Origin of the sequence: Bacteroides sp. 224, from assembly GCF_010500995.1 — a bacterium.
In the GTDB taxonomy this organism is placed as follows: Bacteria; Bacteroidota; Bacteroidia; order Bacteroidales; family Bacteroidaceae; genus Bacteroides.
On record NZ_QVMK01000019.1, the window covers coordinates 103,471 to 126,145 of the forward strand.

A 22,675-nucleotide genomic window follows, 5' to 3' on the forward strand; every position below is an offset into this window, starting at 1 on the left:
ACAAATATATACATTATTTTTCTTTAGAATAAAAATACGAGCAGAAAAAACATAAAAAAGCTGAATATTGATAGAATATTTGGATAAAAACATTATTCACACAGCATTTCACAGATCAAATCTTGCAAAGTACGCGCATCTTTTGCTTTCATCTGATTTTGGTTCATTATGGCGAAAGCAATATCATGCCCATTGGAAGTTTTCAGGTAACCCGCCAAAGAAGAAATACCTGTTACCGTACCTGTTTTTGCATGTACTTTCTTGTATGCTTTTGAACCTCTCATCCGATATTGAAGTGTACCGTCTATCCCGGAAATGGGCAAAGCTTTATAAAGTCTTTGGAATAAGGCTGTATTAGAATATGCATACTTCAGGAAATCTACCAATAACTGTGGCGATATGCAATTATAGTTAGACAGCCCCGAGCCATCGGCAATTCTATAGCCATCCGGCTCGTGTCCCACTCGCTTAATCTGGTTTTTAACCACTGATAATCCTTCTTCCCAAGACACTTTCTTTTTCCCGGTAGCATGAACGGCCAATCTGCATAAGAGCGCTTCGGCTCCCAGATTATCACTATCCTTCAGCACTTTCCTAACAACTTGTTGTAAGGAAGTATCCCAATGGGTTATACAGGCGGAAAGGGTATCTTCGGCAAACTCCGCGTATGTGTATGTGCCGGGTATTTCAACTCCTTGCTTGCGTAAGCGTTCGGTAAACACATGCATAAAAAAGTTTTGCGAAGAACTTACGTTTACTTCCCCTGTATTTCTATTCTGAACATTTCCGCTAACAATTATATCATCCTTTCCTTCCAACCAGTTTCTGGATACAGCGAACTTACCGGCATCATACGACTTAGACTTGGTTTTATTGACTAATGTATAAAAAGAAGATTCCGGTTCGCAGAGAATAACAGCCGTATCTCCCTTCTCTCCGGGTAGAGCTGTAACGGTCACCATTCCTTTATGAAACATCAGTGGCGTCATGTAAGGTTGAAAAGAAGAAGGGGTGTCATCCCATGCCCATCCGCTACCCCAATACAGGGAATCTTTCATGGAGATATCACCATATATATTTCCTTCGATAACCGAAAAGGGGAAAGCCCTCACACGGCTAACCAGAGAGTCCATGGCTTCATTGCCAAATTCAGGATCGAAGCCTCCTACCACATATAAATCACCGGCTAATGTATCTTGTTTCACAGTTCCTTTATACCATACTTCCGTACGAAAGGGTTCGTTATAATTTAAACGCGCCAAAGCTGTAATAGCCGTCAGCAATTTCATATTGGAAGCGGGACGAGAAAGTTTATCTGCCCGATACGAATACAGCTCCGCTTTTCCTGTCAGGTCATATACAGATACACCCACATCCGATCCTTTCGGCAGTTTGGCGTTAATTAATGAGTCAAGGCGTTCGGTTAAAGAACGTTGCCCCCAAGCAGAGGGCAGCACACCAAATAGAAGAAATAAGTGAATGAAACAGGTTTTCAGGTACATAATTTTATTTTATAGAATATTGAACCGCAGAGTTACGCAGATTAACGCAGAGTTTTTTAACTTTCCGGCGGCATCGTAATTCTATACTCCGCGTTAATCTGCGTAACTCTGCGGTTCAATAAATAAACATACAACAATATAAATCTATTTAAAGAAATAAATTTTATAATGTCTCTTTAAATATTTCTCCTACAGTAGGGTGCGGATAAACCATCTTTTTCCACGCTGCTGCTTTCAAGTTCATTTCAATGGCTATGCCTGCCAGGGTTATAATTTCCGATGCCGGATTTCCGAGTACATGAACACCCAATACGGTTTCATCCTCTCCCAGCAATATCTTACAAACTCCGTTTACCCCTTCATTCTCGGCTACAAACCTACCGGAATATGCCATGGGTAACTTCTTAACAATATAGGATATGCCTTTAGCTTGCAACGACTCTTCCGTCTCTCCCACCCCGGCCAATTCCGGGTTACTGTATACTACTCCGGGAATGGCACGATAGCTCATCCGGTCTTCTTTGCCCAGTATGTTGTGAACGGCTACTTCTGCCTCGCTTACTGCTGTGTGTGCAAGTAGAGAGAATCCTGTCAAATCACCACATACATAGACTCCTGATACAGATGTTTGCATGTATTCGTCTACTTTCACCCGTCCTTTTTCGGTAAGTTGCAGATTCAGGTTCTCCAATCCAAAACCTTTGGTAACAGGTCGGCGCCCTACACTTAACAGTAACTTAGCAGCTTTCAACTCTCCTTCTCCTTCAGCATTCTTGTAATTCACACGAACTTCTTCGTCTCCCGAGAAGGAAACCACTTGGGCATTCAGTAAGAATGTTACGCCTCGTTTGCTGTATTCGGCACGAAGCAGGGCAGACAATTCTTTATCCATACCGCCAAGTATTTCATCCAACATTTCTACCACTGTTACTTCTACTCCCAAGCTGTTGAAGAAGGAGGCAAATTCCATCCCGATAACTCCCCCACCTACTATTACTAAGGAAGAAGGGAGTTCTTTGTTATCCAATGCTTCGCGATGTGTCCAATAAGGCACTTTGTCAACTCCTTCAATGGGAGGAATGGTTGTTTCGGAACCGGTACAAATAATCAGGTTCTTACAAGTATATGTTTCTTCGCCACAACGAATGGTATTCTTATCTATAATGAAAGCTTCTCCCGAAACAATCGTCACATTGTTAGCTGTCAACTTCGATTTAACTCCCAATACAAGTTTACGTACTACTTTCGACTTACGAGCAATGATTTTAGGTAGATCAAAAGATACCTCGCTCGCACTTACTGCATACTTGGAGGCATTTCTTGCACTATCATATATCTTAGCCGAATAGAGCAATGTTTTGGTGGGTATACATCCTTCGTTTAAACAGACTCCACCCAGGTTTTGTTTCTCGAAAATCACGGTACTCAATCCGGCTTTTCCGGCAGCTTCGGCAGCAGTATATCCTGCGGGGCCTCCTCCGATAATGGCTACATCATACTTCATAAGATCATTTTTATGTTTAAATTATATGAGTTCGACAAAGAAAAAGGCCAACGGCCTTAAAGCCTCCAGCGTAGGGCATCGCCCTACGAAAAGATGTTTAAGGATAAACCATGAGGCTATAAGCCTCAGAGCTATAATATTTTAAAGAGGCTTCGAGGCTTACAGCCTCGTTCCTCACAAAATATGATTTACAGTCCATAGGGCGATGCCCTACGCTATAAGCTCTAAGGCCGTTGGCCTTTTTCTATATAAAACTCATATTTAGTTACATTTCTTTTGTTCTTTCTCAACAGTATCTATAAACTCCCTTTCTTTCACAGGGAGCACAGATACATATTTATCTTTACTATAATGAATCAGTAAGTAAGAAGTCAGGTAAAAGCTACCGATCTTCAAAAGATATCGTTTCTCTACTGAAACAATATCTTTTATAGCAATGTTTTTCGATTTGGAGAATCTACCCATATAAAGAATCAACATTCCTTCTGTAGTCACAGTATAGGTAGTATGTATAAATCGTTCTATAAAAACAACCAGTAAGAGCATGCAAACCGCGGCAAGCAGAATGGCTCTTATCCATAGCAAATGGAAAGCAAGCAGCCCCACCACTACAAGAAAAAGGTATTGATGCCAGACAATTCGTGTATGAAAGATATGGTTCATAAAAATATTGTATCATAAATTGACTGGAAAGGTAGCACTTAAAAAACTTATTTCGTAGCTTTGCGGCAAGAAATAATATAAACTATGGTCAGAAAGTTCGATTTCTTAGTAATCGGATCCGGCATAGCCGGTATGAGCTTCGCCCTGAAAGTAGCCGGTAAAGGCACTGTGGCACTCATCTGCAAAACATCATTAGAAGAGGCAAACACGTATTTTGCCCAAGGGGGAATAGCCTCTGTAACCAATAATCTGGTTGACAATTTCGAGAAACATATTGAAGATACCATGATAGCGGGCGATTGGCTCAGCGAGCGCGAAGCTGTGGAAAAGGTAGTTCGCGAAGCCCCCGGACAAATTGAAGAATTAATAAGCTGGGGGGTGGACTTTGATAAGAACGAGAAAGGAGAATTCGACCTGCATCGCGAAGGAGGACATTCCGAATTCCGTATTCTTCATCATAAAGACAACACCGGAGCCGAAATACAAGACAGTTTGATTAAAGCCGTAAAGAGGCACAAAAATATCGAAGTATTTGAGAACCGTTTTGCGGTTGAAATACTTACTCAGCACCATTTAGGAGTAACCGTTACCCGGCAAACTCCGGATATTAAGTGCTATGGAGCCTATATACTCGACCCGCAAACGGGAAAAGTAGAAACATACCTGGCCAAAGTTACCCTAATGGCTACCGGCGGTGTAGGTGCCGTTTACCAAACCACCACCAATCCTTTAGTGGCTACCGGAGATGGCATTGCAATGGTCTATCGCGCCAAAGGAACCGTAAAAGACATGGAGTTTGTACAGTTCCACCCCACGGCTTTATACAATCCGGGAGATCGCCCTTCTTTCCTTATCACCGAAGCTATGCGTGGTTATGGTGGGGTATTACGCACGATGGACGGAAAAGAATTTATGCATAAATACGATCCCCGTTTATCGTTAGCACCCAGAGACATCGTAGCCCGCGCCATCGACAATGAAATGAAGAACACAGGAGATGAACATGTTTATTTGGATGTTACTCACAAAGATCCGGAGGAAACCAAAAAGCATTTCCCCAATATTTACGAAAAATGCCTCAGCTTAGGCATTGATATTACAAAAGACTATATTCCTGTGGCACCCGCTGCCCATTATCTTTGTGGTGGTATTAAAGTGGACTTGAATGCACAGTCGTCTATTGAACGTTTGTATGCCATTGGCGAATGTTCCTGCACGGGTCTGCACGGAGGAAACCGTTTAGCTTCCAATTCATTGATCGAAGCCGTAGTATATGCCGATGCCGCTGCCAAACACAGCCTCAGCGTTATTAACGAATACGCTTTCAACGAAGAAATTCCCGAATGGGATGACGAAGGTACCCGCTCTAACGAAGAGATGGTACTCATTACCCAAAGTTCCAAAGAAGTTACCCAAATTATGAGCAGCTATGTAGGTATTGTACGCTCTAACCTTCGTTTGGAACGTGCCTGGAAGCGATTAGACATTATTTATGAAGAAACAGAAAGCTTATTTAAACGCAGTTTTGCTTCGAAAGAAATTTGCGAACTACGTAACATGGTGAATGTGGGTTATCTGATTATGCGTCAGGCCATTGAACGAAAAGAAAGCCGCGGATTGCATTACACCATTGATTATCCGCATCCGAAAACAAAAGATACCCTATAACCTTTATATACCTTCAAACAAATAGCCTGCTTTCTTTATACATGGAAGCGGGCTGTTTTATTTATAGCCAATTAGTTGCATGATACCCCCTCCGCCCTTTGGGCACCTCCCCCTTGCAGGGGAGGAGTCGATGCCGCAGGAATTCCTCCCCTGCAAGGGGGAGGTGCCCAAAGGGCGGAGGGGGCAATGATATAAACTAATTATGAACACCTACTTTAAAAAATATAAGGCATTATCTCGTAATGAAGTAATGCCTTATTTGTTATATTCCGGTCAACAACTTACCAATTATTCTTCTTCACCTCAAAATGAGCTTGTGGATGCACACATGCAGGACAAACCTTAGGAGCTTCCTCGCCTACATGCACATAACCGCAGTTACGGCATTGCCAAACAGTTTCCTCATCTTTAGCAAATACTTTGCCTTCTTCTATATTTTTTAGTAAAGCAAGATATCTTTCTTCGTGTGCTTTTTCGGCCACAACAATATGGCGATACATAGCAGCAACAGCAGGGAAACCTTCCTCCTCTGCAATATCAGCAAATTTAGGATAGTCGATAGCCCATTCTTCATGCTCGCCGGAAGCAGCAGCTTTCAGGTTTTCGGCAGTAGTACCAATAACGCCTGCGGGGAAAGTGCCTGTAAATTCAACCATGCCTCCTTCGAGGAACTTAAACATACGTTTGGCATGTTCCTTTTCCTGATCGGCAGTTTCGGTGAAAATAGCAGCTATTTGTTCGTAACCTTCTTTCTTAGCCACACTTGCAAAGTAAGTATAACGCATTCTTGCTTGTGATTCACCAGCAAATGTACAAAGCAAGTTTTTCTCTGTACGAGTTCCTTTAATACTTTTAGTCATAATCTTCATTAAAATAAATAAGTAAAACGTTTCGTTTGTTCTGATTCTAAATATAGAACAACACAAATATACAGATTGATCAGCGGATTACCATTTAATTCTTCATTATTCGCTAATTTATTTTCCGTCTAAATAAGGAGAAGCGAAAACAAAAAACAAAATTAAACAGTTTATAGGATAACGAAGCCCTTTTTTATGTACTTTTGCAACCTCTTTTAACAACATGTTAGATTTATAAATGAATAAACAAAATGAAAGCGTTCGCCTTTAGGCCCAAATTGATCTCTACACTTAAGAATTACTCTAAAGAGACATTCACGGCCGATCTTATGGCCGGCATTATCGTCGGCATTGTAGCACTTCCACTGGCCATTGCATTTGGTATTGCATCGGGAGTATCACCTGAAAAAGGAATCATCACAGCCATTATTGCCGGATTCATTATCTCCTTTTTAGGAGGGAGTAAAGTACAAATCGGAGGACCTACAGGAGCCTTCATTGTTATTGTATACGGAATCATTCAGCAATACGGTGAATCCGGGCTGATTGTTGCCACTATTCTGGCAGGAGTATTGCTTGTGTTACTTGGAGTATTCAAGCTTGGCGCTATCATTAAGTTTATTCCCTATCCTATTATTGTAGGATTTACCAGTGGGATAGCCGTAACCATTTTTACAACACAAATCGCAGACATATTTGGTCTTAACTTCGGAGCAGAAAAAGTGCCCGGCGATTTCATTGGAAAATGGATCATATACTTTAAGCATCTTGATACTATCAATTGGTGGAATACGGGAGTCAGCATAATTAGTATTCTTATTATTGCACTCTCTCCAAAGCTAACGAAGAAAATTCCCGGATCACTCATAGCTATTATATTTGTTACGATAGCCGTTTATTTACTCAAAGAATTTGCCGGAATAACTTCTATTCCTACTATTGGCGATCGGTTCAGCATACAGTCTGAACTTCCGGCAGCAGAGATTCCGGAAATGAGCTGGGGGGTAATCAACAACCTTATTCCGGCTGCCATAACCATTGCCGTATTAGGAGCCATCGAATCGCTTCTATCTGCTACGGTAGCCGATGGAATGATTGGTGATAAACACGATTCAAATACTGAATTAATAGCACAGGGAGCGGCCAACATCATTACTCCCTTATTCGGAGGTATTCCTGCTACAGGTGCCATTGCCCGTACCATGACTAACATTAATAATGGTGGTAAAACCCCCGTAGCAGGTATCATACATGCTATCGTTCTATTGCTCATTCTATTATTCCTTATGCCTTTGGCACAATACATCCCCATGGCTTGTTTGGCCGGGGTATTAGTCATCGTTTCCTATAATATGAGCGAATGGCGCACGTTCAAGGCACTAATGAAGAACCCAAAATCGGATATTGCCGTATTATTAATCACCTTCTTTCTTACTGTAATCTTCGACCTGACTATCGCTATCGAAGTAGGGCTGATTATTGCTTGCTTATTATTTATGCGTCGTGTGGCAGAAACGACCGAGATCTCTGTTATCAAAGATGAAATAGACCCAAGCACAGAGATAGATATGGCTATTAATGATGAGCATCTCGCAATACCCGAAGGTGTAGAAGTCTACGAAATTAACGGCCCCTATTTCTTTGGTATAGCCAACAAATTCGAAGAACAAATGATTATGATCAGAGGTCGGTCTAAAGTTCGCATCATTCGTATGAGAAAGGTTCCCTTTATCGACTCTACCGGTATTCATAATTTGACGAACTTATGTAAAACTTCTAAAAAAGAAAAGATCACCATTGTGCTATCCGGAGTAAACCCTAAAGTACATCAGGTATTAGAAAAAGCCGGGTTCTATGATTTACTGGGAAAAGAAAATATATGTCCCAATATCAATGTAGCTTTAGAGAGAGCTAAAGAGCTGATAGACTGACAATAAGATTAAGTATATATCATTAAAAATCATTCGCCGCATGAGTGTAGCACATATATGATGCTTCTTATGCCAGGTTTTGCCACGGCCGCAGCAAAGTTTTGTTACGGCCGTAGCTATATCTTGTTGCGGCCGCGGAAAAATCTTGTTGCGGCCGTGGCAAAACCCTGTTACGGCCGTGGCAAAAATCTTGCTAAAGCAATCAAAAATATGCCACAGAGGGGAAATTTGTTCAATGAAGATTGGGTAAAATTGGTTGGTTGATGTTATCTTTGTGAAAAACCATTCAATTATCGTTTCTTTCTGTGAATTAATCACAACGATTCAGGGTTCTTTTTTCTATAAACAAGCAAACATTTATGAAGAGACAGTTAGTGCTATTATTATTCTGCTTTTTAGGAAGTTTGGGGTTAATAATTGCCCAAACAATATCCGTCAATGGTATTGTTATTTCCGAAGAAGACAATGAGCCTGTAATAGGCGCATCAATATTAGTTACAGGTACATCAATAGGTACCATAACCGATATGAATGGTAAGTTTTCAATTTCTAATATTCCTAATTCTGCTAAAACATTGCAGGTTTCGTTTGTAGGAATGAAGACTATGGAAGCAACTATTAAGCCGGGATTTATAAAAATTGTATTGAAGGCCGACTCTGAAGTATTGGATGAAGTAGTAGTGACAGGTCTAACCAAAGTAGACAAACGCTTATTTACAGGAGCCACCGACCAGCTAAAAGCACAAGATATCAAATTAGATGGTGTGGCCGATATCAGTCGCGCTTTAGAAGGGCGTTCCGCAGGTGTTTCCGTACAGAATGTATCCGGAACTTTTGGTACAGCTCCTAAAATCCTGGTGCGTGGTGCTACCTCCATTTATGGAAGTTCCAAGCCACTGTGGGTAGTTGATGGAGTAATTATGGAAGATATCGTTGAAATAAATGCCGACGAATTATCATCCGGAGATGCTATCACATTAATAAGCTCTACCATAGCAGGACTAAATGCCGACGATATTGAGGATTTCCAAATATTAAAAGACGGTTCGGCTACATCCATATACGGTGCTCGTGCCATGGCCGGGGTAATTGTTATCACTACCAAAAAAGGACGACCAGGCATCAGCCGCATTAGCTATACCGGAGAATACTCCATGCGTTTAAAGCCGAGCTACCAAAACTTTAATATCCTCAATTCACAAGAACAGATGGGTATTTATCAGGAACTTCGGAATAAAGGATGGCTTAACTTTGCAGAAACCGCACGAAGTTCAGAAAGCGGAGTTTACGGAAAATTGTACGAACTTACAAATTCTTATAATGCATCATCAGGCATGTTTGGTATAGTTAATCTTGATGAAATTCAGAACTTATACTTACGCCAGGCCGAAATGAGAAACACCAATTGGTTTGATGAATTATTCAATACCAATATAATGCATAACCACTCTGTAAGTATATCCACGGGTACGGAGAAAGCATCTGTTTATGCTTCGCTTAGTGCAATGATTGATCCGGGTTGGTATAAGCAAAGTAAAACAAACCGCTTTACAGGAAACATAAACACCTCTTATCGCATTCGCGAAAACCTGACGGCCAATTTATTAATGAATGCATCCTATCGTAAACAAAAGGCTCCGGGAACTCTCAGCCAGGATGTAGACGCAGTAAATGGTACAGTTAAACGCGATTTCGATATCAATCCTTATAGCTATGCATTAAATTCATCGCGTGCGCTGGATCCCAATACTTATTATACAAGTAATTATGCTCCATTCAATATTCAAAACGAGTTAGATCAGAATAACATGGAGTTAAATATAACCAACCTGAAATTCCAAGGAGAATTAAGTTGGGACATCATTCCGGCCCTAAAGGTATCGGTACTTGGTGCATTGAAGTATAATGCTTCTTCTCAGGAACATCGGATTAAAGACGGATCTAATCAGGCAATGGCTTATCGTGCTATGGACGATCCAAACATCAGAGACAAAAATCCGTTGTTATATACAGATCCGGACAATCCTTATGCATTGCCTATATCTGTTTTACCACAAGGTGGAATATATCAACGCCGCGACAATAAAATGTTAGGTTATGATTTCCGTGCCAGTATTGCGTGGAACAAGGTGATTAATACGCATCACATTACTAACTTCAATGGAGGGATGGAGGTAAACTCTGTCGACCGCGATCAAACATTCTTCAATGGCTGGGGAGTGGAATATGAAATGGGAGTAACTCCATTCTATATTTATGAATTCTTCAAAAAAGGAGTAGAGTACAACGATAGTTATTACTCCATAACCACACAACGTAATCGCAGTGCTGCTTTCTATGCAAATCCTACTTATTCGTATCAAGGAAAGTACACGCTATCGGGCACAGTTCGTTACGAAGGCACCAACCGACTTGGAAAGTCTAAAAGTGCCCGTTGGTTACCTACATGGAATATCTCCGGGTTATGGAATGTACACGAGGAAAAGTTCTTTAAATCAATGAACACTGTATTATCTCATTTAACCCTTAAAGCATCTTACAGCTTGACCGGCGATAACCCTCCGGGCAATGTAACTAATTCTGAGATCATTATTAAAAGCACCAAAACCAACAGGCCCAATGCGGATTTAACGGAAAACGCGCTTGCCATTGAAGAGTTAGAGAACAGTGAACTAACCTACGAAAAGAAGCATGAGTTTAACATTGGAGCAGAACTTGGCTTTCTTAAAAACAGAATTAATCTTGTATTCGATTGGTACACCCGAAACAATCATGATTTAATTGGGCTCATAAACACACAAGGTTCGGGAGGAAATATCAATAAATTTGCAAACATAGCAGATATGAAATCTCAGGGAGTTGAGTTTACGCTTTCGACTAAAAATATCATCGAAAAGAGTTTCTCCTGGAGTACAGACCTTACATTCTCTTACTCCAAAACCAAAGTTACAGACCTGCAAACAAGAACACGAGCCATAGATTTAATAACAGGTAGCGGATTTGCTATGGAAGGATATCCGCAAAGAGGATTATTCTCTTTCCGGTTTGGCGGATTAACCGAAGATGGTATGCCCATTATCGTAGACGAAAAAGGAGATCCGATTACAGCCGAGGATATTAATTTTCAGGAAAGAGAGAATTTGAGCTTCCTGAAATACGAAGGTCCTACTACTCCAACGGTTAATGGCGGTTTAGGAAATGTATTCAGGTATAAAAACCTACGATTGAATGTTTTTGTAACTTATGCCTTTGGCAACAAGATACGCCTCGACCCTGTATTCAAAAGCAAATACAATGATTTATCGTCCATGCCGAAAGAGTTTAAGAATCGTTGGATGATGTCCGGAGACGAATCCAAAACAAATGTACCGGTTATAATAAGCAAACCGCAATTAAGCGCTAACTCCAATTTAACGAAATTGTATAATGCTTATAACTACACTGATGTACGTATTGCAGACGGAGACTTTATCAGAATGAAGGAAATTTCTCTTACTTATGATCTTCCCAAGAGAATCATATCGAAATATGTAGAAAGTGCATCCGTAAAATTACAGGCTACCAATCTATTCCTGATATATTCAGACTCAAAACTGAATGGACAAGATCCGGAATTCTTCCGTTCGGGAGGAGTTTCTGCCCCTGTACCCAAGCAGTTTACGATGACTTTAAGATTAGGTTTTTAACTCTAAAAATGATGATTTAATATGAAAAAGATTATATACATACTATCAGGAATACTTTTCTTTGGAGTTACATCATGCAACGACTTCTTAGATGAAGTACCGGACGACAGAACAGAGATTGACTCGCAAGAGAAAGTAAAACGATTACTAATTACAGCATACCCGGAAAGTTCGTACATGTATATGGGCGAAATAATGTCCGACAATACAGACGAAACGGATGGTAACCGAAGTTATGACGTTCTGCAAAGAGAACTTTATGAGTGGGGGAAAATAACCGATGTGTACTCAGACAGTCCAACCGATTATTGGGAGAAATGCTATTTAGCTATTGCTACAGCCAATGTAGCATTGGAGGCTATAGAAAAACTGGGCAATGGCAAAGAATTAAATCCTCAAAAGGGAGAAGCCTTGGTATGTCGTGCTTATGCGCATTTTCTATTGGTTAATATATTCAGTAAGCATTACTGTTCTACCAGTGAATCGGACATGGGAATTCCTTATGTTACCAAACCGGAGACTACTGTAAAGCCTACCTATAACAGAGGAACAGTAGCAGAAGTATATAAAAAGATAGAAAAGGACTTACTGGAGGGCATCTCTCTGATAGACGACGGCAGTTATTCGGTAAAAAAATACCATTTTAATAAGGATGCTGCTCATGCTTTCGCTGCACGCTTTTATTTATATTACCGAAACTACGACAAGGTTATAGAATACGCAAATAAAGTATTGGGTAAAGGAGATGCCGCCGCATCTGCCGTACGAAACTGGAGTGCAATCGGTGCTTTATCTACCAATGGAAACCTCCAACCGAATGCATATATTGATGTAAACGATCCGGCGGTATTATTAAATGTATCAGCAATCTCTTCTTGGGGAGCAGTAAATGGACCTTTTGCCGGAATAGGAGCTAAATACACTCACAATCAGCTAATAAGCTCTTCCGAAACCATTCAATCCACTACTCCGTGGGGAAGTGACAACGCCCATTATGGAACATTTTGGAATGACGAGGTAAATAAACTCATGGTTCGGAAAATAGGTTACTACTTCAAGGTTACAGATGCAGCAACTCAAACAGGCTATATCTATAATATACAAGTTGCATTCAGCACAGATGAAACATTATTATGTAGAGCAGAAGCCTATATCATGAAGAAGCAATACGATGAAGCCGTTCGCGATTTGAACATATTCATGACTGCCTTTACGGATGGAGAAGCTGTCAGTCGTTCTGACATACAGGACTTTTATAACGGAATCGACCTTTATGAGCCAACTATACCAACGGTTAAAAAGGAGATCAATCCCGACTTCACAGTAGAAGAAGGAGAACAGAAAAACCTTATTTACTGCCTTCTTCATGTCAGACGTATGTTAACCCTGCACGAAGGATTAAGATGGTTTGATATTAAACGTTATGGAATAGAAATTCACAGGCGTTTAATCGGCAATAATATTGTAGTTACGGATACTATGCAGAAAGATGATTTACGTAAAGTATTACGGCTACCTGCCGACGTCTCTGATGCGGGTTTACCCGATAACCCCAGATAATCTTTACTCATTTAAATCGTAGTAATTATGAATAAAATAATATACCTACTCACTTTTATTTGTTTCGCAAGCTTGTGGACATCTTGCAGTGATGATGAACCCGGCAAAAACAGTATCTTTGATACAGACCCTCCTGCCAGGAATGAATTCGACTTATGGCTATTGGAGAACTTTACCTATCCTTATAACATCAATTTTAAATATAGGATGGAACATATAGAGTCTTCGCAGACTCACACATTAGTTCCGGCCGAATATAACAAATCCATAGCCTTAGCTAAACTGGTAAAATACTTATGGTTGGAAGTATATGATGAAGCCGCAGGAGTGCACTTTACCAGATCTTATATACCACGCATCATACATCTTATTGGTTCTGCTGCCTATAACTCCAACAAAACAATGGTTCTCGGCACAGCCGAAGGTGGCTTAAAAGTAACCTTATACATGGTGAATGATTTAGATGTGGATAATGTTTCCATCGACTTCTTGAATACGTATTACTTTAAAACAATGCACCATGAGTTTAACCATATATTAACTCAGAAAAAGAAGTACGATCCTGATTTCCAGAGAATATCCGAAGCTGATTATATTAGTTCGAACTGGTATCAGGAAACAAATGAAACAGCTCACGAATTAGGATTTGTATCCAATTATGCCATGAAAGAGTATAATGAAGATTTTGCCGAGATCTTTGCTGTTTATCTTACCAGTACTCAGGCAGAATGGGATGCTATATTAGATACTGCCGGAGAAACAGGAGCACCTATCATACTCAAGAAATTCAATATCGTTAAGAAATACCTGGCAGATTCATGGGACATTGATTTCGATGAATTGCGCAACATCGTTCAAAGAAGATCCGGAGAGATTTACGAATTGGATTTAAAGAACTTATAATAAGATTACTATGAAGAAGTATATATATCTACTATTTATTTCCATCGGTCTTATTTCGATGCAATCATGTTCGAATGATGAAGATGAGATATTCGATGTATCTGCAGCCGAAAGAATAGCTGCGGCATTGAAGGAATATCAAAAAGTGTTAGTCTCCGCAGAAAACGGATGGTTGATGGAATATTATGCAGAAAAAGAACCGGCTAAAATGGGAGGTTTCACTTATTTCTGCAAATTCGATACGGAAGGTAAAGTAACCATGGCAACAGAAGTAATGACTTCTCAACTGCCGGGAACCAAAGTTACTTCTCTTTATAAATTGATTGCCGATACAGGACCGGTTTTAACCTTCGATACCTATAATGAATTATTCCATATCTTCTCGGAGCCTTTAGGAAGCGGAGATATAGACGGCCATGCCGGTGATTATGAATTTATAATCATGGACGTTACTCCGCAAAGAATTGAAATGAAAGGGAAAAAATATGGAAACAGGATTGTTTTGAAAGCCGTAAGCCCGGAAGTAAAATGGGAAGACTATATTAATGATGTCATAGAAATGGCCGAAGATAATTACTATCCGGCTTACCATATAAAAATAAACGGAGCGGTAGTAGCCTCTGCCACACACTCTTATAATACAAGGCTTTTTAGTTTTACAGATGCCAACAACCACCATTTTGCCCAACAAAATGCTATAATCACAGATAAAGGATTTACGTTCTATAACCCTGTAGATATTCATGGCACCTGCATTCAGAACTTTGAATGGAATCCCGATCAGTCAATTTATCAGTGTACAGATAATGCTACTGTTACGCTTGAAGGCTTCTATCCCGATGATTATCTCTATTATAATGATTATATGGGTACTTACACACTTACATATAATGACTTTGACGGGGTGTTTCACACAAGAAAAGTAACATTAATTGCTGATATTGAGAATAAAACCTTTATTCTGAAAGGTGCAGGAGACTGGGACTACACAATGAATTATGATCGTACCACCGGATTAACACACATTACTTCACAATTTCTGGAAGAATGGAACGGATATTCTATGTATGTTTATAGTTGGTTGGGCGATATGTATTTTGATTCGGGTAAAAGTTATCAATATATAGGGTACAATGTATCGAATGCAAGTAAATTAACCTTAGAGTTTCGATCTAACAAACTGGGGACTGATCATATCGGATTCTTTCTTATTGCCTATAAAGATGAATACTATATATATGATGAAACCCATTTCTACTCAAACATGAAAATGGTGAAACAATAACAGAATATATTATGAAAAGAATATTTAATCTATCTATAATGATATTGGTTGCAATATCGTGCATAAGATGTAGCAGCGATGATGATCCGCTTACCGGCAGCCTTAAAATAATAGAATCGGATGTTACATTTAATGCTGAAATGGCTAAAGGGTCAATCATTATCGAAAGCATCCATGCTATTGAAGCAAAATCAAATAAAGATTGGTGTACTGTAAGCACATCCGGAAATGTAGTACATGTTGATGTTACCACCAATATTGCTTATGAAGGAAGAAATGCCTTAATCACAGTAAGCAACGGCTATGAATCAATAAATATTCCTGTAACACAACAAGGAGCCGTTTTAATGATTGATAATTATGAGGCTATAAACTTTTCGGTTTATAATGGAGGAGAAACCATCATAAAGTACAAATCGAATCTGCCTGTGACTATTGAAACAGAAGACGAGTGGATTAATTACAAAGTAATTGATGATAACTCTATCTCTATTACTGTGGAAAGTACTACAAAACCCAGAAAAGGAATGATAACCTTAGTAAACGACAATAAATCGGTTGACGTTGAAGTAAAGCAGTTGGGAACATTTCAGGATTTAGTAGGTTCATGGCAACTATTCTATTATGATATGAAAGGAAAATTGAGTGTTGCCAATGTAACACTCGTCGGTAATAAGGATGGAGAATCATTTACTTTGGTTGGAATTCCCCCATATAATGCAAAAGCTATGGTTTCTTTCGAAGAGAAAAGCAGTACATTAACCATTAATGCAGGGCAATATTTGGGCTATAACGGACAGCACTATCTCTATCTGACTATACAAGATCCGGTTAAAGGAAACTTCACATCCAATTCGGCCTTTTATTATACCGGTCTTACAGATCTTAACACCGGAATCGATGCATGGGTTTATTCTTTTGTAGACAGTGGTAGCTGGTCGGGATATCAAATCAATGCACTTGGGGTATCTGCATATAATGCAAAACTACCGGACGGCAAATATGTTGGCGACTATGCAAGGCTACAATATTGCATGTTGATAAGACAGTAAATAGGAATAAAGACACTGAGGGTGTGTCTAAATTTGCACCATGCATAACTTCATGACACACTTTCATCCTTCTCTCTACATCCTCCCTATATCCCCCTCATAATACCCAATCAGCACTGGCTTAAATAGGGTATTAATCTTTATCTTTCACATGATTAGGAACACACTGACATGAAGTTACTATAAAACGTTATTTAATTATTCTGGATTAAACGTTAAATGAGCGATTGCCTAATCGCTTCACAAATGAATTCATGTCATAGGAACGATATTTTGCAACAATCGCATACAACAATCTTCTTTTACATTTTACAAAGGATCGATGAAAACTCTAATCAGTGGTTGCTAAATAAAAAACAATGGAAATGTTTTTTCAATATTACAAAAGATAAATATCACACAAAACATCATTGTTCTAAAGCATCCCATTAAACTCCAATCACACACCAAACCATTCAAAAAAGCTAATTTTGGTCAATAATTATCTATTTTTGACCAGTAATTGATCGAATAATAAATAAAAAATATATTCTTTTGCAATGAAATAAATTCAATTCAAATTACCAATTACTTAAATCAATGTTATGAATGGGTTTTCAGTTATTATGCCTACATATAATCAGGCATCTTTTATAAGAAGGGCGATTTTAAGTTTACAAAATCAAACACACAAAAAATGGGAACTTATCATTATAAATGATGGTTGCACAGATGAAACAGAGTTCTATATCTCTGATTTACTTTCCGATAAAAAGATAAAATACATTAAAAATCACTCTAACGAAGGAATGGGATACGCTCTTAATCAAGGATTAGAAATAGCTAAATATGATTATATCGCCTACCTACCCTCGGATGACTTTTACGATGAGAATCATTTAGCTTCACTTAAAGAAAAATTAGATGAATCAGAAGAGATTGTTTTAACTTTTAGTGGAGTAAGATATGATGAATCACCGGAAAGCGGGCTCTTAGTATATAGAAAATCTTTCGGAATAAGACCCGGATATAATCTTTTATTAGTACAAACTGCCCATAGAAAAACTCAGGACAGATGGATAGAACGCGAGGAATATGTCTCAGATGATTTATTTTTCACCTTTTGGAGAAAACTGACAGATAAAGGTGCATTTGTTCCCACAAAGAAAATCACTTGTGAGTGGAATAATCACCCTCATCAAAGGCATAAAATTGCCAGCGAGAAATTAGGAGGTGGCTTAAACAAATACAGGCACTACTATCAGGTTCAGAAGCCAATAAGAATGCGAGCCACAAACTATAAAACGATTGATGAAAATAAAATGTACGCCCCTTATCGGGATAAAAAAGCCCATTCGAAAGAATCACTGAAAATTCTTATTGTAGGAGAATTGGCTTATAATTCTGAGCGGATATACGCTTTTGAAGAACATGGCCATCAACTTTACGGACTTTGGGCTCAACCTTCTTTTTGTTTTTCTACAGTGGGACCTCTTCCTTTTGGAAATGTAGAATACATTCCTTATGAGAACTGGCAGGAACGTGTAAAAGAGATAACACCGGATATTATTTATGCCCAATTAAGTACTGGCGCTATTAATATTGCTTATGAAGTCTTAAAGGCAAATGCCGGTATTCCTTTCGTGTGGCATTTTAAAGAAGGACCTCATGAGGCTATGAAATCCGGATTGTGGCATAAACTAATAGATCTTTATACCTATGCAGATGGAAGAATGTATTTGAATGAAGAGATTAAAGATTGGTTTGAGTTGTTTGTTCCCGCTAAAATAAAGCCTCGTCCTTCTTATATATTAGATGGAGACTTGCCTAAAGGAGATTGCTTCCAAGGAGAGTTTTCGGATAAACTATCTGCTATAGATGGACAAATACACACAGTCGTAATTGGAAGAATTATTGGAATTAGTCCGTTTGACATGAAAATATTAGCCGAGAATAACATTCATCTTCACGTTTATAATGAAAATCATGTTTCAGATGAGTTGGTTACTTCCCGGTTCCGGAAAGTCGCACCTGACCATTTTCATCTGCATTCTCATTGCTCCCAATTCGGATGGGTGAAAGAGTTTTCAAAATATGATGCGGGATGGCTCCATTCTTTTATTGCCTTTAATGAAAATTCTTTGCCGAGGGCCGGATGGTCTGACTTAAATATACCAGCCCGTATAAATACATTGGCTGCTGCGGGGATACCTATGATTCAAAGAGATAATTCACAACACATAGTAGCTATGCAAAATCATGTCAAAAAGCATGGAATGGGGATTTTTTATAAAAGCTATAAAGATTTGGCTAATCAATTAAACGACAAAGAATCTTTAAAGAAAATAGAAGCCAATGTACGAAAACACAGACTGGAATTTACTTTTGATTATCATGTGCCTGATATCATTCGTTTCTTCCGAGAAATTATTAAGGAATCAAAACAATATAAATCATGAAAAGAGATTTACAACGAATTGCTAACACTGTTCTATTATATAGTTATCATACAGATAATAAAGGGCTGTTGGACGGAAAAATGGGGATTGCTTTGTTTTTATATTCTTATGCTCGCTATTCCAATGGCAAATACTATAGTGATTTTGCAGATGATTTATTAGATGAAATACTGGCTTCAGCTGCAAGGATTCCTACCACTTTTGAAGATGGGTTAACAGGCATCGGATGGGCAGTAAACTATCTGATAAAGAATAAACTGGTAGAGGGCGACCCCAATGAAGTATTAAATGATGTTGATAAACGTGTTTTTTCCCATTTGAGATGTGACCCATCTATCTCTATTTTTGGGCATGCCATCTATCTGACAGAAAGAATAAGAGACAATGCAAATAATCCTGTATTTGAACAATATATTACTCAATGTCTGGACTTTTGTCACAAAGGTTTAAATGGATACAAGGGCACGATCTCTCTAAATAACATCAATTCTATTCTGTTTTTTCTTATTGAAACAGATAAAATGAAACAATTCAATCATTTAATAAAATCTATAAGAGTTATAATCCCGGATGTATTAAAAAGAATCTCTGAACAAAAATGGTATGATTCTGCCGATGTATTCATTTTCAATCGAATCGTAAATTCTATTCCACTCAAACAAAGGAATAAATGGAAAAGCATTTCACAATTTACATTTGCGGAAGTGAGCCGGACAGATGATATGGAATATTTTATAAGAACTTCATGGTTAGAGGAGTTATACTTTGGAGAAAATAGTTTCAAAAAACAATTAACAGAAAACACAGGTACTTTTGTAAACGATAAGCAAATTAATTTATGTCACAATGATTTCTTTTTCTCAAAAGGATTAGCAGGACTGGGGTTTGCTCTATTATCAAACAATCAATAATTATTTATTCACTCTTAATTAATTTAATTTATGAGAAGACTAACAAAAGACAGTTTTAAAGTTCTGAGAGAAACTGCAATGGTTCTTAATGAGCAACAACAAAGAGCTACTAAAGGCGGCGACTATTGGGACGATCATGGTACTTGGGATACTGATGAGGCTGGAAATTCCTATTGGACAAGAACTTCAGATGGTTCGTCCAGTTCAAGCAGCTCCGGAGGGCATGGCTATGGATATAGTTCCAGTTCTTATTCTGGCTCCAGTGATTCTAATTCCGGATCATCATCAAGCAGTTATAGTTGCAGTAGTATGAGTGATTTGGGTGCTTCTGTATTCTTTGGAGGGTCATGGTATGCATATGGAGCGTGCACAGTTAACCCAGTAAGTCAAGCACATTTTGAAATGTTGGCTGATAATGGGCAATGGTCAGGAGGATATGTTGAAGGATGGGGATATGTAGAAGCTGAAACAACAATTTATGGAGTAAGTGGAACAAGAACTACAACTCATTCTGGAGGTACTCAGACAATTACAACCTATTATCCTTCATCAAGCGAATTCATTGGCGAAAGAGGTGAACAAGAGTGGTATAATAAGGTAGCTGGGATATTGATTAATTTGATTCCTGGTCTTAATATTGTTTCTAAAAGTGTCACAAATAGAATTGAGGAGGAAACAAAAAATATAGCCGCTGAACTAATAGAAAGAAGTCATTCAGGAGCAATTACTGTAGAAATGTATAACGGAAATTCGGCTAGCGACCTATTACCTACTTACAAGGTATATGATAATAGTAGAAATTTGCTGTATGAAAGTAAATAAGCATTACACACTCTTATTAATAGCATTCCTTTTAAGGAACGCTATTAATTTTACCAAATAGAAAAAATAATATGCATAAAACATCACATTTACATTTACTTCTTTTATACACATTCTTTTTATCATCTTGTACTACCACAGCAAAAGATCGTTTCAACCTGAATTTTAATTATTCAGATTCAATTGATTTTGTCTGGAAATTAAATATATCCACTCCACCTAAAATAGATAGTACAGAACTCATTAATTCAAAATATCCTATAACTATTGGAGCTATAGAAGTGGATTATTATGGGTATCGTTTTCATCAATTAGATTTTTCATTATATCAACAATTTATAGTCCCCTCTTTATTTACAAAAGGAAATGACATCAAGATTTCCATTTATAATAAATGTATTGGAATGGATAAATGTCAATTAATGATAGTTGGTATTGACAATAACGAAAATACTATATATAAAGATTCGTTGAATATAAATAATCAGGGGGAATGGAAATATAATTCTTTTGAAGCACATTTGGAAGGTATAGAATACTTTGTTGTTTCTCTATCAGGTGAAGGCACCCGAACACCCGAAACTGAAAATAAAGAAATTCCAACAATATATTTAGATAGAATATCTATTGAAGTAGCGAATAAAGACATTAATAAAATAGCATCTATAAACAACTTTAATAAAGTAAAAAAAGAAAAGCTGGATGTAAAATATATCTACCCCCTTTCTCCTACAGATGCAAATGTCTTAAATAACTTTCAAATGGATAGAAAATCTATCATAGGTTTAGGGGAAACGATCCACGGAAGCAAAGAAATCAACGAAACAGTGTTTGAAATCGCAAAAAAGGCCATATTATACAATAACTGCAAATTAATTCTTTACGAAGGAGAAGCAGCTTCTTCTTTAAAACTAAATCTCTTTATACAAGGTAAAATTCCAGAATCCGAAATATCAAATATCAGGGAAGAGATGCGATCAATGCATCTTTCAATGCCTGTATTCGTTGATTTCTTAGAGTGGTTGAGAGAATATAATAAAACGAGTGAAAGAAAAGTGTATTTTTTAGGACTTGTTGATGTACATATATTTATAGAATCTCCTTTATTCGATTTTATTTATGCATTTTATGATGAAGCGCACAAAGACCTTTTACTTCCTTTATTAGATAATCTACATAGGCAGCAATTAACAAAAGCGATGGAATGGGTAACCCAAAATGCCGCCCAATTGGAGCAATTGACAGGCAAAAATAATTTTGCATTTTTCTGCCGTATACTTAAAAACGTAGCCCAGATAGATAAAGGGAAAAAAGACTTAAATATGGAAACATATGACTATTATATGTGGGAAAACGCTGATTCTTTTATATCTACATATCTTCAAGAAAAAGAAACGGCAATAATCTATGCTCATTTGGGTCATTTAAGAAAGAGAGGAAGAAAAATCACAAATCATGAATCTCTTACTATGGGTAACTATTTGTTTAATAAATATAAAGATAATTATTCGGTCATAGGGCTTACTGTTGGAGCAGGAGAGATTACCACAAGGGGACAAAGTACACGCAAATTTACAAAAACACAATTAGATGATGTAATTGAAAACAGTATAGAAGCTATATGTATGAAAACAAAAAACACCTACTTCTATTACCCTACCGCCAAATTGAAACACACTATTTACTCTCTTCGAAGTATTGGAGATAAAGGACTGATTTATAGTAAGAATTTTATGTACAATAATCTAACAGCGAATATTGATGGTCTTATTTTTATAAAAAATAGCAATAGCTTTGAAGATGATTATCCGTATACGAAGGAAAACTATTTTTGGAAAAAAACACTAAAGCGAGCAGCATTTCTTAAAGAAACAAGAGCCAATAAATAAT

At 38.0% G+C, this 22,675-nt stretch carries 15 protein-coding genes; 11 read left to right on the forward strand and 4 right to left on the reverse strand.

Going from position 1 to position 22,675, the window contains the following annotated elements; all coding sequences use genetic code 11:
- Positions 1–92 precede the first annotated feature (92 nt).
- The 3 genes from dacB to D0T60_RS10695 all read right to left on the reverse strand — a co-directional run bounded on the left by dacB (position 93) and on the right by D0T60_RS10695 (position 3,669).
- Entirely contained in the window at positions 93–1,502 is a 1,410-nt protein-coding gene (gene dacB, locus D0T60_RS10685; protein ID WP_203558318.1) for a D-alanyl-D-alanine carboxypeptidase/D-alanyl-D-alanine-endopeptidase, read from the reverse strand.
- Positions 1,503–1,665: 163 nt separating this feature from the next.
- On the reverse strand, positions 1,666–3,006 hold the full coding sequence (gene lpdA, locus D0T60_RS10690; protein WP_163218172.1) for a dihydrolipoyl dehydrogenase: 1,341 nt from the start codon (positions 3,004–3,006) through the stop codon (positions 1,666–1,668).
- A gap of 261 nt (positions 3,007–3,267) precedes the next feature.
- Positions 3,268–3,669 carry a PH domain-containing protein gene (locus D0T60_RS10695; protein WP_163218173.1) on the reverse strand — a complete coding sequence of 134 codons (402 nt, stop codon included), beginning with the start codon at positions 3,667–3,669 and terminating at the stop codon, positions 3,268–3,270.
- Positions 3,670–3,753: 84 nt separating this feature from the next.
- On the opposite strand from D0T60_RS10695, the gene nadB reads away from it, so the two are divergent.
- On the forward strand, positions 3,754–5,337 hold the full coding sequence (nadB, locus tag D0T60_RS10700; RefSeq protein WP_163218174.1) for an L-aspartate oxidase: 1,584 nt from the start codon (positions 3,754–3,756) through the stop codon (positions 5,335–5,337).
- A gap of 281 nt (positions 5,338–5,618) precedes the next feature.
- Here nadB and rbr read toward each other — a convergent pair whose 3' ends face one another.
- A complete protein-coding gene (gene rbr / locus D0T60_RS10705; RefSeq protein ID WP_163218175.1) occupies positions 5,619–6,197 on the reverse strand; it encodes a rubrerythrin in 579 nt (192 codons plus the stop codon).
- Positions 6,198–6,448: 251 nt separating this feature from the next.
- Here rbr and D0T60_RS10710 point away from each other — a divergent pair, with 251 nt between their 5' ends.
- From D0T60_RS10710 to D0T60_RS10755, 10 genes are all read left to right on the forward strand, one after another.
- Positions 6,449–8,128 carry a SulP family inorganic anion transporter gene (locus tag D0T60_RS10710; RefSeq protein WP_163218176.1) on the forward strand — a complete coding sequence of 560 codons (1,680 nt, stop codon included), beginning with the start codon at positions 6,449–6,451 and terminating at the stop codon, positions 8,126–8,128.
- A gap of 359 nt (positions 8,129–8,487) precedes the next feature.
- The gene (locus D0T60_RS10715) at positions 8,488–11,814 is read left to right on the forward strand and encodes a SusC/RagA family TonB-linked outer membrane protein (RefSeq protein WP_163218177.1); all 3,327 of its coding nucleotides are present in this window, start codon (positions 8,488–8,490) and stop codon (positions 11,812–11,814) included.
- A 21-nt stretch (positions 11,815–11,835) separates the two neighbouring features.
- A complete protein-coding gene (locus D0T60_RS10720) occupies positions 11,836–13,374 on the forward strand; it encodes a RagB/SusD family nutrient uptake outer membrane protein (protein ID WP_163218178.1) in 1,539 nt (512 codons plus the stop codon).
- Between the two features lie 27 nt (positions 13,375–13,401).
- Positions 13,402–14,277 carry a putative zinc-binding metallopeptidase gene (locus D0T60_RS10725; protein WP_163218179.1) on the forward strand — a complete coding sequence of 292 codons (876 nt, stop codon included), beginning with the start codon at positions 13,402–13,404 and terminating at the stop codon, positions 14,275–14,277.
- Between the two features lie 10 nt (positions 14,278–14,287).
- Positions 14,288–15,562: a DUF4302 domain-containing protein gene (locus tag D0T60_RS10730; protein WP_163218180.1), complete on the forward strand. Its 1,275-nt coding sequence runs from the start codon at positions 14,288–14,290 to the stop codon at positions 15,560–15,562.
- Positions 15,563–15,573: 11 nt separating this feature from the next.
- Positions 15,574–16,614: a BACON domain-containing protein gene (locus D0T60_RS10735; RefSeq protein WP_163218181.1), complete on the forward strand. Its 1,041-nt coding sequence runs from the start codon at positions 15,574–15,576 to the stop codon at positions 16,612–16,614.
- A gap of 584 nt (positions 16,615–17,198) precedes the next feature.
- Positions 17,199–19,052, forward strand: coding sequence for a glycosyltransferase family 2 protein (locus D0T60_RS10740; protein WP_163218182.1), 1,854 nt, complete (start codon positions 17,199–17,201; stop codon positions 19,050–19,052).
- Entirely contained in the window at positions 19,049–19,963 is a 915-nt protein-coding gene (locus D0T60_RS10745; RefSeq protein WP_163218183.1) for a hypothetical protein, read from the forward strand. The genes D0T60_RS10740 and D0T60_RS10745 overlap by 4 nt, the downstream gene beginning before the upstream one ends.
- A 30-nt stretch (positions 19,964–19,993) precedes the next feature.
- Entirely contained in the window at positions 19,994–20,785 is a 792-nt protein-coding gene (locus D0T60_RS10750) for a hypothetical protein (RefSeq protein WP_163218184.1), read from the forward strand.
- Positions 20,786–20,856: 71 nt separating this feature from the next.
- A complete protein-coding gene (locus D0T60_RS10755) occupies positions 20,857–22,674 on the forward strand; it encodes an erythromycin esterase family protein (protein ID WP_163218185.1) in 1,818 nt (605 codons plus the stop codon).
- Position 22,675: the final 1 nt, after the last annotated feature.